Here is a 13,465-nt window from a genome sequence, read left to right on the forward strand (position 1 = left end):
CACAAAACCGTTTCTACTTGTGGGCATACATACGTTATAATATAGAAATTCATCCCATCAAAGTTGTAGAAGCAGGTATTATATGAAATCTAATACACAAACATCACGATTGCTGCAAGGCGCATTTATCCTTAGTGCCGCGGCCATTATCTCAAAGCTTATTGGCACACTTCAAAAAATTCCGCTGCAAAATCTAGGCGGAGATGCTGTATTTGGTATATACAACACAGTGTATCCCTTGTATACGATGCTGTTAACGGTAGCTATGCTAGGTCTGCCTGCGGCGATCTCCAAATTTGTCGCCGAAGCTTCGGCTGGGAGACGCGATGAAGAAGGCCGCCGGATTCTACTATTATCCGCGCTAATTACAGGCATCAGCGGCTTGATTATCGGCGCCATCACCTATGCAGGTGCACCCATCATTGCCGAATGGGTAGGTAACTCACATGTAATGCCTGCCTTGCGGACAAGCGCCTGGGGTCTGGCTGTTGTCCCTGTCATGTCGGCCATACGCGGGTACTTTCAGGGGCTGCATAATATGGTTCCTACAGCCGTGTCACAGATTGTAGAGCAGTCTGTACGGGTTACAGTGATGATTATTCTTCTGTTATATCTCACTTCGCAGGGAGCAGGAGCCGAGAGTATCGCTGCTGGCGCGCTGCTTGGTTCTGCCGGAGGGGGAGCCGCAGGGCTTGTAATTATGCTGCTGTACTTGAGACGTCACCGCCGGAGGGTAAAACAGGAAGCTGCTGCTGAAGTAGCTGCTGCTGTCGAAAGTCAGCGTGTAAGAGCGCTGGATGCAGGACATGGACTAGGTTCCAAACAAGGGTTTATGGGCATTAAAGCAGGTACACTGCTGGCTTATGGAATTCCCGTAATGCTAGGTGCACTGGCTATGCCTCTTATCGGTCTTGTAGATGTATTCACTGTGCCTCGACTGCTGTCGTCTGACGGAAGTGAAGTAGCTGCGATGGCCCAGTTTGGTGTGTACAATCGGGGTTTGCCACTTGTGCAGATTATAACGATGATTGCCACCTCACTGTCTGTTGTGTTCATTCCAGCTTTGGCGGAAGCGAAGTACAAGGGAGATATGAAGCTGATTGAGACCCGCTGCAGCTTGTCGCTGCGTTGGTTCTGGCTGTTAGGTCTAGCGGCCTCAGCGGGTCTTGCAGTGCTTGCTGAGCCGATTAATATGGCTCTTTACGGCGATACCGCTGGCAGCAGCACAATGACTTGGCTGGCTTTTACCGCTGTTGGCGGTACAGTCAGCATCATCTCTGCTGCGCTCCTGCAGGGCCTCGGCTACGTGCGCGCCCCGGCCCTGCACCTTTTGGCCGCCGCGCTGCTCAAGGCGGCCCTGAACCTGCTGCTGGTTCCGCAGCAGGGCATTACCGGCGCGGCCATCGCTGGCGTGGCCGCGCATTCGTTCGCAGCAGCGCTTAACGTGCTGCTGCTGTACCGCCAGGGCCATCTGCGGCTTCGCCTCGCAGATGCCCTGGCACGGCCCGCGCTGCTCACAGCGGGCCTGGCTCTTGCCGCCGCAGCTGCCAGCTGGGGCACTGGCGCCGCGGCTACGGCCGCTGGCATCGGCGGCGGACGCACCGCCAGCTTGGCGCAGAGCCTGCTCGGGGTGCTCGCAGGCTGCGTTGTCTTTGCCGTAGGCGCGGTGGTGCTGCGGCTGCTCAGCGAAAGCGAGCTTCGCCAGCTTCCGGGCATCGGCCCGTCTCTGGCGGACAAGTTCAAAAAGCTGCGTTTATTTCCATAATTAACCCGCTTAAAAGGAGGAACAGATATGAGTGCAACATTAACAGTTGTTGGTCTCGGGTCAGGTAATCCCGATCGGCTGACACTAGGAATTATAAAAAAACTGAAGGCAGCATCCGTTGTCTACGTTCGTACCCAAGAGCATCCAGTCATGGCTGCTCTCACCGAGCTTGAAATTGCCACGCAATCCTTTGATGGACTGTATGAAACATTAGCTTCGTTTCCTGAGGTTTATGCCGCAATTACTTCAAAATTGATTGAAGAGGCTCGCTCCGCCGCAGAGGGTACAGATATTGTCTATGCGGTTCCGGGGCATCCCATGGTTGCAGAGTCAGCTGTTTCACAGCTGCGTCAGCGTTGCCCGGAAGAAGGAATAGAACTGCAAATATTAGGCGGGGAGAGTTTTCTGGACGAGGCGTTTGTGCGACTGGGGTTCGACCCTATTGAAGGCTTCCAGTTATTAGATGCTTCAGGCATTCGCAGCGCTCAGCTTCAACCTGAATTGCATACTCTGATTGGCCAGGTTTATGACAGCTTTACAGCTTCGGAGACAAAGTTATGTCTGATGGAGCTGTATCCGCCCGAATATGAAGTGGTGGTGGGTCATGCCCTTGGCGTGGAGAACGAAGAAAACATTGTGACTGTTCCTCTATACGAATTGGATCGGCTTGAGGGTTATGGCAATTTGTCTCTGGTCTATGTACCTGCGAATCGTGAGGAGAAGCTAAGAAATCGTACTTTCGCTCGCTTGCATGAGATTGTCGATATTTTGCGCAGTCCGGACGGTTGTCCGTGGGATCGGGAGCAGACTCATGAATCTTTGCGTAAAAATCTAATCGAAGAAACCTACGAAGTGCTTGAGACGATTGATGAGGATGACCCAGACCATATGAAAGAGGAGCTGGGCGATCTTTTGCTGCAGATCATGCTGCACTCCCAAATGGAAGAGGAGCTGGGCACGTTTAACGTATTTGACGTCATAGAAGGACTGAATGATAAGCTTATCTTCCGCCATCCCCATGTATTTGGTGACAAGAATGCGAATGATGCTGAAGAAGCTCTGATCAATTGGGAGGGCATGAAGGCAGAGGAGAAGCGGCGTAAAGGCGTGAAGCCAGAGGAATTATCCGCCCTCAGTGGGGTTCCGCGTGATTTGCCTGCTCTTATGAAGGCGTACAAGCTTCAGAAAAAAGCATCCAAGGTGGGCTTTGATTGGGAAAACGCTACGGATTGCTTAGCTAAGGTTCGTGAAGAAATAGAAGAGTTGCAAGAAGCCATCGATACTGATGCAGCCGCCGAGGATCAAATCCTGGAGCTGGGCGATCTATTATTTGCTGTTACCAATGTTGCCCGATTTATTGGCGCAGATCCGGAAGAAGCTTTAACCCGGACCAACCGCAAATTTGTGCGTCGGTTTCAGTATATCGAGCAGAGTCTGCGAGCCAAGGGTATGAGTGTAGAGGATAGCAGCTTGGAAGAGATGGAAGAGTTGTGGCAGGAGGCAAAGACTGAGGAACGAAAAGTATAGTGATTTTCTCAGACTATGTACGGTATACGGACCTTAAGATGAGGCAATGCTGTGAAAGTAGCATTCATCTCTGATTTAGATTATGGCGAGTAGTTTAATAGTGCTATAGAATAGATTCTGCGACGATTTCTGAGAAATAACTGTTTCTTTTTTTAAAAAACGACGATTCGTGGCAGGATTTTAAGATGACATCAAGAATATCATAAAGACGAAATGACGGCTTGCCCCATAATATGGCGGTGAATCTCGTTTCATTTATTTTTTCGTATCCTAGGAGGAACTTTAAATTATGAACAAGACAGATTTGGTAAACAACATTTCCGAGAAAAACGGATTGGCAAAAAAAGATGTAGAAGCAGTATTGAACGGATTCTTGGGTGAGATCACAGAAGCTTTGGCAAAAGGCGATAAAGTTCAACTGATCGGTTTCGGTACATTCGAAACTCGTAAACGTGCAGGACGTACTGGTCGCAACCCGCAAACGGGCACAACGATTGAAATTCCAGAATCAACTGTACCGGCATTCAAAGCTGGTAACAAGCTTAAAGAAGCCGTTAACTAATGCGTCTTGACAAATTCCTGAAAGTGTCCCGATTAATCAAGCGCCGTACAGTGGCCAAGGATGTGTCCGAACAAGGCCGGGTGCTGATTAACGGGCGGGAATCTAAGCCAAGTAGTGCAGTTAAGATCGGTGACGAGATTACTGTGCAATTTGGACAAAAGCTTGTAACGGTCAAAGTCGAAAAGCTAGTCGAAACGACACGCAAGGACGAAGCCGCTGGTATGTATACTCTACTTCGGGAAGAGCCTGTTGCCAAAAGCACCGGCTTGGACTGGTAGGAGTAACATAGTTAATAGTAAATAAGAAGGCACAACTTTACATATTGTAGAGTTGTGCCTTCTTTTTTCTTTTTTTATCTCTCTTATTTTAGTGGATTGGAATGTTCTATAACTTCTTCTACTGCCATAGATTAGAGGTAAGAAGGAGGGGTACATGCTATGATCGAGCCAGGAAAGGTAAATAAACAGCATGATCTGCACATGCGCAGTCGTAAACAGCTAGAGTTGACGGGCGTGCAAAATGTGGAGAGCTTTGATAGCGAGGAATTTTTGCTTCGTACAGAACTCGGCCATCTCACCATTCGCGGGAATCATTTACATATCAAAAATTTAAGTCTGGAGAATGGACTGTTGTCCTTGGAGGGCAATGTACATTCCCTGATTTATCTAGATCCCGGATCGCAGGGCAAAAATAAAGGTCTACTCGGTAAGCTATTTAAATGAATCCTGCAGTTCAGTGGCTGACGCTGTTCTACATGATATTGGCCGGGGTGACAATGGGACTGGCCTATGACAGCTACCGGGTGCTGTCGCTCAAGTTCAATTTTCCCAAATGGCTGAATGCCATGCTTGACCTGCTGTATTGGCTTTGTGCTGCTTTGTTTGTTTTTAGAATGCTCTATGCCGGAAATCAGGGGCAATTGCGATTTTATGTCTTTTTAGGTTTATTTCTAGGAATATGGATCTATTTTTTGATCTTCAGTGTTACGGTGCGGCGTTTTGTGTTAATGTTAATTCAATCGGTTCAGTATATGTGCAGATTGCTATGGAGACTTGTGGAGATTCTAATAGGTAAACCTCTTCGCTGGCTTTGGCGCCTTATTATAGGGTTGCTAGTGCTGCTAGGTCGTATTCTATTATTCATCTTTAAGCTTCTGCTGCGTCTAACGAAGCCAATTTGGGTATTACCAGTAAGGTGGATTTCTCCATGGTTATCTCGGCTTAAGCATAGCGCCTGGATCGTGAAGATTACTGGATGGATTACCAAATGGCGGAAACGCTGACCTTTGAATTAGGGGGTACGCTGCATGAACAGATTCACTGCGGAAGAGAAAAGTAATCCCAGCAAAAATTCGGCCGCAGGCGCGAAGAGAAGAAGAGTCATGTGGATTCTCTTTGTGGCAGTATTTTTTGGCTGGGCGGGTTATACTTACTTCAATCAAAGTGCGGCAATTACGGACAAGGGCGAGCAACTCGCCAAGAAACAAAAGACTAGTGAGAGCGTCACAGCATCTTTGAATCAACTGAAATATGAAGTGTCCAGACTTAATGATGATGAGTATATTGGCCAATTAGCGCGTAAATGGTACAATATCTATCCTCAAGGGGAAACTCCTATTCGAACAGAGCAATCAGAGCAATAATACCGGCTAAAAGAGGCTTTTACTCTGTTGCCTTGCTTTGCTCTTTACTGTATAATCAAATCACCGCAGACAGGATGACCTTAATATTCGTCTGTATATTTTTAAGGGAGGATCATTTTATTCTATGGCAATTGAAGTGGGCACCAAGTTAGAAGGCAAAGTGACAGGCATCACGCATTTCGGAGCATTTGTGGATCTGTCAGGAGGTGTCACAGGTCTCGTTCACATCTCGGAAATCGCCGATAATTACGTCAAGGATGTTAACGATCATCTGAAGATTAGTGATGTAGTAACCGTCAAGGTGATCAACGTCGATAAGGACGGCAAGATCGGACTTTCCATTAAGCAGGCTGTTGACAAGCCAGCATCGGAAGTACGTCCGCCTAGAGCTCCAAGACCAGAACGTCCTAGCGGCGGAGACCGTTTCGGCGGCGGTGGCGGCAGTGGTGGAGGCGGCGGTGGATTCAATCGTGAACGGGGTGGGCGTCCATTTAAGCCTGCAGCCGGTAAACCTTCATTCGAGGATAAAATGTCGCGATTCCTGAAAGACAGCGAAGAACGGATATCTTCGATTAAGAAGAACACAGAAGGAAAGCGCGGAGGCCGTGGAGCCAAACGCGTATAATCCAATACCTGTACATCATAAATAACCGCAAGGGCATTTCGCCCTTGCGGTTTTTTTGTCGTGTCATATAAACTTGCCGACAGCATCCATGTCATTCTCACATAACTCTAGGGCAATCGCTGGCGAATGACCGCCAGGCTTGCGCCTAAAACTGCACTGGAAACAAGCTTAAGGAGAAGCAACCTACTGCGCCGCAAGGGATCGATCTATTTTTTTAGGAATAATGAACAAAGGCTTTTTTGTCGGAAATTTCTTATGACTGTCCCTCCATTTCTGACAAACTTTCTCAAATGACCCGCTATATAATGAGAACCATAAATTCTTAAACGGGTGGTGTAGGGAAATGAGTAAAAGCAATGTGGTGAATTTGCCAGAGTGGACAAGAGTGGGAAGCGAAGATAAGAAGCAGAGACAAGCCTTAGGCACGCGTATTATAGCTTGGGGTCAGAAGCAGCGTTATATTCAGCTTATAACAGCGAAGAAGTGGATGCTTCTGTTAAGCTTTATGGGGTTTCTGCTAGGAAGAGCTATGATTCTGGACGAGCTGTCCCCTTTTGCTGTCGCATATTTTGCCGTCATTGTGTTTATGCGTCGAGACTCTATGTTACCTGTAGCAGGTGCTATTATAGCTGGAAGTCTCTTCACTCCGTTTCCGGGTGCCTTGGTTACTACGGCTGAACTAATTATATTTTTTCTTGTTTATAGAGGGCTTGAAAGTTTCGAACGAATAGATTTGTCTTATGCACCCCTTATGGTATTCGTATCCTCGTTTATGGTTGGCCTGTTCAAGATTGTTCTCGGACCGTCTCTTTCCTGGTACCCCTTTATGATGACAACTCTGGATGCTTTACTTGGGTTTGTTCTTACCCTTGTGTTCATTCAGGCACTTCCTCTACTAACTTACAAACAAAAAAGCAGATCGCTGAGGAACGAGGAGGTTTTATGCCTTATTATTCTGTTAGCCTCCGTAATGACAGGCCTTGTGGGCTGGACCCTTAATGGTTGGTCATTAGAGCATATATTGTCTCGTTATTTAATTCTGCTCTTTGCCATGGCGGGGGGCGCTCCCCTCGGTGCAGCTGTTGGGGTGGTGACGGGGTTGATCCTCAGCCTGGCCGATATCAGTGCTATCTATCAGATGAGTCTGCTTGCTTTTTCCGGAATGCTAGCGGGAATGATGCAGGGTGGGCGAAAGGGTGCGGTATCTATTGGCATGTTGCTAGGATCAACGATCCTTTCCGTCTATTTTACGGGTCCGGGTGATATGATGGCCTCAACATGGGAGACCTGCGCAGCAATAGTGCTGTTTCTAATAACGCCTAAGGCGATGATATCGGCGATTGCAAAATATGTACCGGGCACGTCAGATCATAGCCGATCTCAACATGAATATGCCCGCAGGGTCAGGGATCTGACTGCAGAACGGGTCACTCAATTCTCACAGGTATTCCAACAGCTCTCCAGTAGCTTTGGTCAGATTCCACGTGCCGGAGAAGTGGGCAAATCGGATCGTGAAATGGAAGATTTTATGAATACGGTCACAGAAGGCGCCTGCGCTGGATGCATTCGCCGTACCCACTGCTGGGATGCAAAATTCTATCAGACATATAGATACATGACAGATATGATGACAACTGTTGAGGAATGCCCTGATATTACGGCTGCTCAGCTGCCACCGGAATGGAGCCGTATTTGTGGCAAAACCGGAGAAGTGCTTGAGGTCATGAAGGGACAATATGATCTCTACCAACATGATATGCGGTGGAAAAGACAAATATACGATAGTCGCCAATTTGTTGCCGAGCAGCTGTCAGGCGTGTCACAGGTTATGGAAGACTTGGCCAAGGAAATTAAGCGTGAGGGACAGGCCATGTATCGGCAGGAAGCGCAAATCCGCGAGGCTCTTGAGAAATTGGGACTGTCTATTCATGGCATTGAAATTTTAAGTCTGGACCCAGGACGCGTAGAAATAGAAGTAGTGCACGCTTATAATCGCGGTTTTGATGAATGCCGTAAAATGATTGCCCCACTCCTCTCCGACATTCTGGATGAGAATATTGCTGTCATGAGTGAGACGGCGGTTCATCCCCGGGAAGGACTCTCCATGGTTACCTTTGGTTCAGCCAAAGCCTTTGAGGTAAACACGGGTGTGGCAGTTGTTTCTAAAGGTGGGGATATGCTGTCTGGCGATAGCTTCAGTACCGTAGAGCTTGGAAATGGCACTTTTGCAGTATCCATTAGTGATGGTATGGGGAATGGTGAACGGGCAAGGATGGAGAGCAGTGCCGCACTCGGCATGTTAGAAAAGCTGCTGCAATCCGGAATGGATGAGAAGCTGGCTGTAAAGTCGGTCAACTCAATTCTTTTATTACGCTCTCCTGATGAATTCTATGCTACTGTCGATATGGCTTTAATCGATCAATATTCTGCGCAGACAACGTTTATGAAGATTGCTTCAGCACCAAGCTTCATCCGGAGGGGGAGTGAGGTCATTCCAATAACCTCTAGCAATCTGCCGATAGGAATCATTAAAGATATTGATGTGGATTTAATCAGTATGCAGCTTCGCCCCGGCGATATTTTAATTATGATGACCGATGGTATTTATGATGCGCCTGGATATGCCGTTAATAAGGAGATATGGATGAAACGGATGATCCAAGAGCTTGAGGGTGATGATCCTCAGGATTTAGCGGACAGCCTGTTGGAGAAAGTGATCCGTTATCAGGGCAATGAGATCCTTGATGACATGACTATTGTCGTCAGCCGTCTTGATCATTTCCATCCGGAATGGTCCAGCTTGCATATGCCGGGCATCGGCCGTATGGAGCGTCCGCGTACGGTAAGTTAGTTATTTTAGGTTTAGTAGGTTTTAATGTTGGGCACGCGCGAAGCGTCGTGTTGCTTGTATAGTTTAAGGCACGCGTAAGATATCGTGCTGTTTGGGGGGCACGCGCGAAGCGTCGTGTTGCTTGTGAGTTTGTAGCACGCGTAAGATATCGTGCTGTTTGGGGGGCACGCGCGAAGCGTCGTGTTGCTTGTGAGTTTGTAGCACGCGTAAGACGTCGTGCTGCTTGGGGGCACGCGCGAAGCGTCGTGTTGCTTGTGAGTTTGTAGCACGCGTAAGGCGTCGTGCTAATGGAGGCAGTCGAGGCGAGTCCGTGATGTGTAACTCGCCGGCCTCTACTATTCTCGTTTCAATGGTCGGTTGACTTGGGACGGAGTCTGTAGATCTAAACTGTTTACTAGTGAAGGTATGGAACGGAGAGAAAGTTTGGAGCTGTAGAAGCGGAGCGTTCGCCTTTGTCCTCGGATTCCAACCGCGAGAGGCGGTTCTAATCAAGGAATCTGAGGACAACAGCGATCGAAAGCCCAAACATTTCTCGCAGTTCCCCTATTCACTACCCCCCCCTATTTGATCGAAATTCCCACACTTAATATCGACCGTTTGAAATCTCTCATTTCTGGATATGCTAGAAACAGAGGTTCAAACAAAGGGGGAGTTGAGGGTTATGAAGCAAATTATGCTCATTACTGACGGTTGTTCGAATGTAGGAGAAAGTCCGGTGTTGGCAGCGGCGCATGCCCTGCAGGAGGGAATCACCGTAAATGTGGTCGGTGTAGTTGATTATGGTACGATCGGTGAAATCGGCAGCCGGGAGATTGCCGACATTGCCAAGGCCGGGGGAGGCCTTAGCCGAATAGTCGGAACACCACAACTGGCGCAGACGATTCAGATGATGACACGCAAGACCGTGGTTCAGACGATCCAGCAGGCGGTTAATAAAGAGGTAAAAAAGATACTAGGCGATGGCTCACTGGATCAGCTGCCTCCTGTTCAACGTTCACAGGTTGTTACAGTTGTAGATGAACTCACAGAAACAACGCCGCTGCGCATTGCACTTCTTATCGATGCCAGTGCCAGTATGAAGCCTAAACTGGGTGCTGTCGAAGATGCAATTCGCGATTTGGCGCTCAGTTTAGAAGCGCGGGAAGGCAAGAGTGAGATTGCTGTGTTTCATTTTCCCGGAAATAACAGCAGTGAAGATGCCAAGCTTGATCTAGATTGGACGCATGACATGTCAGGTATTCGTACGCTATTCTCTAAATTACACATGAGAGGCGCAACACCGACTGGCCCAGCTATTTTCAAGGTGCTTGAACATTATCGTTATGATACACTGGATGAACATCGTGGACGCCGACTAAGCGATGACCACGACGAAAGAGAAGGGATGATTGGTGGGTATGTCGTCTAATCCGTCCTATCCTACTGGTACCTTAATTAACGGCAAATGGCGGGGTAACCGTTATGTCGTTGAGCGGATGCTGGGAAGGGGCGCGAACGGAACCGTATATCTTGTGCAAAGAGAAGGCAGACGGGAAAGGTACGCGCTAAAAATCGGATACGATACACTTGAACTTCAATCGGAGATCAATGTACTGACCTCGCTGCAATCGCGACGAAAGCGGAATGAACATCGGGCTCGTCGTGAGAATCCATTGTCTTCTTATTTTTTGGAAGCGGATGATTTTGCGAATGGGGATAATATCCCCTTCTATGTGATGAGGTATGTTGAAGGCAAACCGCTGCATCATTTTTTATCGAAAAACGGTCCCGATTGGTTAGGCCTGGTAGGTCTTGGTCTGCTTGAAAAGCTGCGCACACTGCATGAATGTGGATTTGTGTTCGGTGATTTGAAGCCCGAGAACGTCATGGTATCTAAATACGGTGAAGTGGAACTGATCGACTTTGGGGGCACAAGCCCTATTGGTCGTAGCGTGAAGCAGTTTACCGAATGGCATGATCGTGGTTTCTGGAATGCGGGCAGTCGAGTCAGCGATGAGGGTTACGATCTTTTCGCATTTGCTGTGCTGTGTCTTCGTTTGCTCAATGAAGAAGGGCTCAAAAAGGCAGCCTTACAGCTGCCGCAGACGAGAAGTGTGGACGAATTATTTAAGCTGGCTAGAAATTTACCCAATAAGAAACTATCCTCCTGGATTTGTATGGCGTTAAAAGGGGGGTTCTCAGGCTCTGCGGATGCTACTGAGGTCTGGCGAAACCATATTTATAACTCGCGCAGAAAGCGCCCGGATAGTATGGACACCCCCCGGTGGTTAAAAAATGCATTCGCATTGTCTTTGTTTTTGCTCGCCTTTACGATTTATTGGGTATTCCGTTTTTGAACTCATACATATAGTTGGAGAGAGAGGGGGGCGCATATGGAGCAAATGAATGGACTGGTGGAGTCTGTATTGGAGTCAGCAGCCGAGCATGAGCTGTGGGCGCCCCATGACACCATTGTAGTCGCAGTTTCCGGCGGCCCGGATTCTGTGGCTCTTTTGCATGTTTTACATGAAATATCTTTAAAATTTATACCGCTTACCTTAATATGTGCTCATGTGAATCATGGATTTAGGCCGGAGTCAAAGGAAGAGGCAGAGCTCGTACGTGGTATGGCTGAAGAACTGGGACTGCCCTTTGAGTTTGCGGAATTCGATATTCCCTCCTTGGCTAAAGAGAGTGGACTTGGTCCTGAGGGTACTGCACGTGAGAAGCGGTACGAATTTCTGATTGATACGGCACACCGATATGGGGCGCGTTCTGTTGCTCTGGCTCATCATGCTGATGATCAGGCAGAAACTGTAGTTATGCGTCTATTACGCGGAAGTGGCTTATCTGGACTGTCGGGTATCAAGTGGAAAAGAACAGAAAAAAAGGTGGAACTCATTCGCCCATTCCTACGTATTAACAAAACAGCACTTTTAGGGTTATGCCAAAATGAAGGTTTCACTTATGCTGAGGATGCCACCAATCTGCTGACGAAATACAAGCGAAATGCCATTCGTTTGGAAGTTCTCCCTTTTCTGGAAAAGTATAATGGCAGAGTGAGGCAATCCCTCGTACAGCTTGCGGAAATTGCGGGAGCTGAAGATGAGTATATGGAGACGTCTGCGGCAAAATGCTTTGAAGAGCTAGTTTCGGAAGGGGATGGGAAATACACCTTTAACAGAGCTTCATTTGCTGCCATACCCTCCGCTTTACAACGGCGTTTGATTAAACTAATATTAAATTATCTGTCGGCGGATTTATCTGCCCTTGATTTCCCCAAGATCGAAACTGTACGTCGGGGAACGCTGCAGAGCTATCCCACCACCTGGAGCTTGGATTTGGGTGGAGGCCTGACTTGTGTGCGGCAATATGATAGTATCTTGTTCTCGTCCAAGCCCACGACGCCACAGGCAAGCTATACATATCGTCTGTTTTTACCGGACTCTGAGCTTAAATTGGAGGAAATAGGTAAGGTGATGTCGATGGCGGTACTGGAGAAAGAAAACTTTTTTGTACAGGGGGAGGATTATGGGAAGATGTCGGCTTGGTTTGACCGTGATGAACTGGTCTTTCCACTGACGATACGATCCCGATTGCCTGGAGATACCATAAGGATCATGGGATTAAACGGAAGCAAAAAGGTAAAAGATATTTATATTGATGATAAAATACCTGCTTCCGAACGGTCATTGATTCCCCTCGTTTGTGATGGTTTGGGCAATATCGTCTGGATTCCGGGCGTAAGACGCTCGATGCATGCCGCAGTAGGGCGGCACACGACCTCCGTACTTCTATTGTCTCTGGCAGAGCTGGATGACCACGAAGTCACGTAATGGTCGAAGTAAGTCTTTCATAGTATAACTTAGGAGGTTTCGCAAGTTGCAAAACGATATTCAAGAAGTATTGATCACCGAAGAGGAACTTCAGCAGAAAATTAAGGAACTCGGTCGAACACTGAGCGAAGAATACGCAGGTCGTACCCCTTTAGTAATTTGTGTACTAAAAGGTGCGTTTATATTTATGGCAGATTTGGTTAAAGCCATTACAGTACCTGTTGAGATGGATTTCATGGCAGTGTCCAGCTATGGAGCATCCACCAAGTCCTCTGGAGTAGTCAAAATTATTAAGGATTTGGATGTATCGGTAGAAGGCCGCGATATCTTGATCGTTGAAGATATTATTGACAGTGGTCTTACACTCAGCTATTTAATTGAGTTGCTCCGCAACCGGAATGCTGCTACTATCTCTGTGGTTACCTTGTTTGATAAACCATCAGGCCGCACTGTTAATCTTGAAGCCAGCTACACCGGCTTCGTGTTACCTGACGAATTTGTAGTAGGCTACGGATTGGATTATGCCGAGCGGTATCGGAACCTCCCATATGTTGGAGTACTGAAACCTGAGATTTATTCCAATTGAACTAAGGACTGCCTCGATCATACGGATCGGATACCCACAACTTCCTTTATTTGAGGTGTCCCAAGAGGCTATGGTACAATAACTTGAGTGTT

The 13,465-nt window shown here is 47.7% G+C and carries 13 protein-coding genes; all 13 read left to right on the forward strand.

All coding sequences use genetic code 11. The features are described from left to right. The first annotated feature begins 82 nt into the window (after positions 1–82). Positions 83–1,765, forward strand: coding sequence for a polysaccharide biosynthesis protein (locus NSQ55_RS00275; RefSeq protein ID WP_076130071.1), 1,683 nt, complete (start codon positions 83–85; stop codon positions 1,763–1,765). Positions 1,766–1,792: 27 nt separating this feature from the next. Continuing rightward, the gene (gene mazG, locus NSQ55_RS00280; protein WP_339170678.1) at positions 1,793–3,292 is read left to right on the forward strand and encodes a nucleoside triphosphate pyrophosphohydrolase; all 1,500 of its coding nucleotides are present in this window, start codon (positions 1,793–1,795) and stop codon (positions 3,290–3,292) included. A 289-nt stretch (positions 3,293–3,581) separates the two neighbouring features. Then, positions 3,582–3,854: an HU family DNA-binding protein gene (locus tag NSQ55_RS00285; RefSeq protein WP_036678778.1), complete on the forward strand. Its 273-nt coding sequence runs from the start codon at positions 3,582–3,584 to the stop codon at positions 3,852–3,854. Further along, positions 3,854–4,132, forward strand: a complete 279-nt coding sequence (locus NSQ55_RS00290; protein WP_076130073.1) for an RNA-binding S4 domain-containing protein — start codon at positions 3,854–3,856, stop codon at positions 4,130–4,132. Before NSQ55_RS00285 ends, NSQ55_RS00290 begins: the two co-directional genes overlap by 1 nt. Before the next feature lie 159 nt (positions 4,133–4,291). After that, on the forward strand, positions 4,292–4,576 hold the full coding sequence (yabP, locus tag NSQ55_RS00295; protein WP_036678773.1) for a sporulation protein YabP: 285 nt from the start codon (positions 4,292–4,294) through the stop codon (positions 4,574–4,576). After that, on the forward strand, positions 4,573–5,136 hold the full coding sequence (gene yabQ, locus NSQ55_RS00300; protein WP_076130074.1) for a spore cortex biosynthesis protein YabQ: 564 nt from the start codon (positions 4,573–4,575) through the stop codon (positions 5,134–5,136). Before yabP ends, yabQ begins: the two co-directional genes overlap by 4 nt. Before the next feature lie 24 nt (positions 5,137–5,160). Then, the gene (locus tag NSQ55_RS00305) at positions 5,161–5,496 is read left to right on the forward strand and encodes a septum formation initiator family protein (RefSeq protein ID WP_076130075.1); all 336 of its coding nucleotides are present in this window, start codon (positions 5,161–5,163) and stop codon (positions 5,494–5,496) included. Positions 5,497–5,620: 124 nt separating this feature from the next. Continuing rightward, positions 5,621–6,121, forward strand: a complete 501-nt coding sequence (locus tag NSQ55_RS00310) for a S1 domain-containing RNA-binding protein (RefSeq protein WP_036678766.1) — start codon at positions 5,621–5,623, stop codon at positions 6,119–6,121. A 343-nt stretch (positions 6,122–6,464) separates the two neighbouring features. Further along, positions 6,465–8,972, forward strand: a complete 2,508-nt coding sequence (gene spoIIE / locus NSQ55_RS00315; RefSeq protein WP_076130076.1) for a stage II sporulation protein E — start codon at positions 6,465–6,467, stop codon at positions 8,970–8,972. A gap of 661 nt (positions 8,973–9,633) precedes the next feature. Further along, a complete protein-coding gene (locus NSQ55_RS00320; RefSeq protein WP_038568031.1) occupies positions 9,634–10,380 on the forward strand; it encodes a VWA domain-containing protein in 747 nt (248 codons plus the stop codon). Continuing rightward, positions 10,364–11,308 carry a serine/threonine protein kinase gene (locus NSQ55_RS00325; protein ID WP_339170681.1) on the forward strand — a complete coding sequence of 315 codons (945 nt, stop codon included), beginning with the start codon at positions 10,364–10,366 and terminating at the stop codon, positions 11,306–11,308. The genes NSQ55_RS00320 and NSQ55_RS00325 overlap by 17 nt, the downstream gene beginning before the upstream one ends. 36 nt (positions 11,309–11,344) lie before the next feature. Further along, entirely contained in the window at positions 11,345–12,787 is a 1,443-nt protein-coding gene (gene tilS / locus NSQ55_RS00330; protein WP_339170683.1) for a tRNA lysidine(34) synthetase TilS, read from the forward strand. 46 nt (positions 12,788–12,833) lie between these two features. After that, positions 12,834–13,373, forward strand: coding sequence for a hypoxanthine phosphoribosyltransferase (hpt, locus tag NSQ55_RS00335; RefSeq protein ID WP_036678757.1), 540 nt, complete (start codon positions 12,834–12,836; stop codon positions 13,371–13,373). Positions 13,374–13,465 lie beyond the last annotated feature (92 nt).

The organism is Paenibacillus sp. FSL H7-0943, from assembly GCF_037963265.1.
Lineage (GTDB): Bacteria > Bacillota > Bacilli > Paenibacillales > Paenibacillaceae > Paenibacillus_AQ > Paenibacillus_AQ odorifer.

Coding starts and splice junctions, on each gene's coding strand:
- NSQ55_RS00285 (WP_036678778.1), top strand. CDS start 3,582: ATGAACAAGACAGATTTGGTAAACAACATTTCCGAGAAAAACGGATTG.
- tilS (WP_339170683.1), top strand. CDS start 11,345: ATGGAGCAAATGAATGGACTGGTGGAGTCTGTATTGGAGTCAGCAGCC.
- NSQ55_RS00305 (WP_076130075.1), top strand. CDS start 5,161: ATGAACAGATTCACTGCGGAAGAGAAAAGTAATCCCAGCAAAAATTCG.
- yabP (WP_036678773.1), top strand. CDS start 4,292: ATGATCGAGCCAGGAAAGGTAAATAAACAGCATGATCTGCACATGCGC.
- NSQ55_RS00320 (WP_038568031.1), top strand. CDS start 9,634: ATGAAGCAAATTATGCTCATTACTGACGGTTGTTCGAATGTAGGAGAA.
- spoIIE (WP_076130076.1), top strand. CDS start 6,465: ATGAGTAAAAGCAATGTGGTGAATTTGCCAGAGTGGACAAGAGTGGGA.
- NSQ55_RS00290 (WP_076130073.1), top strand. CDS start 3,854: ATGCGTCTTGACAAATTCCTGAAAGTGTCCCGATTAATCAAGCGCCGT.
- NSQ55_RS00275 (WP_076130071.1), top strand. CDS start 83: ATGAAATCTAATACACAAACATCACGATTGCTGCAAGGCGCATTTATC.
- NSQ55_RS00310 (WP_036678766.1), top strand. CDS start 5,621: ATGGCAATTGAAGTGGGCACCAAGTTAGAAGGCAAAGTGACAGGCATC.
- mazG (WP_339170678.1), top strand. CDS start 1,793: ATGAGTGCAACATTAACAGTTGTTGGTCTCGGGTCAGGTAATCCCGAT.
- yabQ (WP_076130074.1), top strand. CDS start 4,573: ATGAATCCTGCAGTTCAGTGGCTGACGCTGTTCTACATGATATTGGCC.